A 1,903-nucleotide genomic window follows, 5' to 3' on the forward strand; every position below is an offset into this window, starting at 1 on the left:
CGATTGAACAAATACTAAATTATACAGTATCAGAGAGCGACAATATTGGTTGTGATATTTTGCTAAAATTAATCGGAGGAACTGATTCTGTTCAAAAATTCTTGAATGCTAATCATTTCACTGATATTTCAATCAAAGCAAACGAAGAACAAATGCACAAGGATTGGAATACCCAATATCAAAATTGGGCAACCCCAACAGCGATGAACAAACTGTTAATAGATACTTATAATAATAAGAACCAATTACTTTCTAAAAAAAGTTATGATTTTATTTGGAAAATTATGAGAGAAACAACAACAGGAAGTAACCGATTAAAAGGACAATTACCAAAGAATACAATTGTTGCTCATAAAACAGGGACTTCCGGAATAAATAATGGAATTGCAGCAGCCACTAATGATGTTGGGGTAATTACTTTACCGAATGGACAATTAATTTTTATAAGCGTATTTGTTGCAGAGTCCAAAGAAACTTCGGAAATTAATGAAAAGATTATTTCAGACATTGCAAAAATAACGTGGGATTACTATTTGAATAAATAAAAAACTACCGCTAACACTGGCTCATAGGCAATGGCGGGTTGAAGTGCAATTTGCAAAGTCGGTAGCCCGCCCGAGCGTTTTCTCGGTTTGACAGGAAAGGCTCACGCAAACCGCCACTGCCCATAGCCCAAACCGTTAGGCCGCATGGACACAACGCAGGTCACATTGATACACAAAATTCTAGCTGCGGCAGATGAGCGAAATCTGCCGCTCTGGATCGGTGGGGGCTGGGCGATCGATGCACGGCTAGGGCGTGTAACACGCAAGCACGATGATATTGATCTGACGTTTCCCGGCGAGAGGCGCGGCGAGCTCGAGGCAATAGTTGAAATGCTCGGCGGGCGCGTCATGGAGGAGTTGGACTATGGATTCTTAGCGGAGATCGGGGATGAGTTACTTGACTGCGAACCTGCTTGGTGGGCAGACGAAGCGTATGAAATCGCGGAGGCTCCGCAGGGCTCGTGCCCAGAGGCGGCTGAGGGCGTCATCGCCGGGCGGCCAGTCCGTTGTAACAGCTGGGAGGCGATCATCTGGGATTACTTTTACTATGCCGATGAAGTACCACCAGTGGACTGGCCTACAAAGCACATAGAGTCCTACAGGCTCGCATGCACCTCACTCGGGGCGGAAAAGGTTGAGGTCTTGCGTGCCGCTTTCAGGTCGCGATATGCGGCCTAACAATTCGTCCAAGCCGACGCCGCTTCGCGGCGCGGCTTAACTCAGGTGTTACCGCAGCGAAATGGCCGGGCTGGTCAAGCGGTACGGTGACGACCTCAGCAAGTGCGACTTTATCGCGGCCATGAAGCTGGCCAGCAAGGGCCGGGAGCCGGACGAGATCGCCAAGGCCATGGCCGAGGCCAGCCCAGCGCTGGCAGAGCGCAAGCCCGGCCACGAAGCGGATTACATCGAGCGCACCGTCAGCAAGGTCATGGGTCTGCCCAGCGTCCAGCTTGCGCGGGCCGAGCTGGCACGGGCACCGGCACCCCGCCAGCGAGGCATGGACAGGGGCGGGCCAGATTTCAGCATGTAGTGCTTGCGTTGGTACTCACGCCTGTTATACTATGAGTACTCACGCACAGAAGGGGGTTTTATGGAATACGAAAAAAGCGCTTCAGGGTCGGTCTACCTGATCAAAAGTGACACGGGCTATTGGTTGCCCGGTGGCTTTGGTTATACGTCAAACAAGGCCGAGGCTGGCCGCTTTTCAGTCGCTGATATGGCCAGCCTTAACCTTGACGGCTGCACCTTGTCCTTGTTCCGCGAAGACAAGCCTTTCGGCCCCGGCAAGTTTCTCGGTGACTGATATGAAAGACCAAAAGGACAAGCAGACCGGCGACCTGCTGGCCAGCCCTGACGCT

4 protein-coding genes are annotated in these 1,903 nt (G+C 50.9%); all 4 read left to right on the top strand.

The window, feature by feature from the left end; genetic code table 11:
- Positions 1-545 (top strand): serine hydrolase (locus tag R7Q41_RS23865; protein WP_318144693.1); only part of this gene is annotated, 545 nt, incomplete at its 5' end.
- Positions 546-689: 144 nt separating this feature from the next.
- A complete protein-coding gene (aadB, locus tag R7Q41_RS23870; protein WP_000381802.1) occupies positions 690-1,223 on the top strand; it encodes an aminoglycoside nucleotidyltransferase ANT(2'')-Ia in 534 nt (177 codons plus the stop codon).
- 61 nt (positions 1,224-1,284) lie between these two features.
- Positions 1,285-1,575, top strand: coding sequence for a hypothetical protein (locus tag R7Q41_RS23875; RefSeq protein ID WP_318144694.1), 291 nt, complete (start codon positions 1,285-1,287; stop codon positions 1,573-1,575).
- 60 nt (positions 1,576-1,635) lie between these two features.
- Entirely contained in the window at positions 1,636-1,848 is a 213-nt protein-coding gene (locus R7Q41_RS23880) for a hypothetical protein (protein ID WP_318144695.1), read from the top strand.
- Positions 1,849-1,903 lie beyond the last annotated feature (55 nt).

Source organism: Vibrio sp. 2096 (assembly GCF_033339595.1).
Lineage (GTDB): Bacteria > Pseudomonadota > Gammaproteobacteria > Enterobacterales > Vibrionaceae > Vibrio > Vibrio alginolyticus.

Coding starts and splice junctions, on each gene's coding strand:
- R7Q41_RS23880 (WP_318144695.1), top strand. CDS start 1,636: ATGGAATACGAAAAAAGCGCTTCAGGGTCGGTCTACCTGATCAAAAGT.
- aadB (WP_000381802.1), top strand. CDS start 690: ATGGACACAACGCAGGTCACATTGATACACAAAATTCTAGCTGCGGCA.
- R7Q41_RS23875 (WP_318144694.1), top strand. CDS start 1,285: ATGGCCGGGCTGGTCAAGCGGTACGGTGACGACCTCAGCAAGTGCGAC.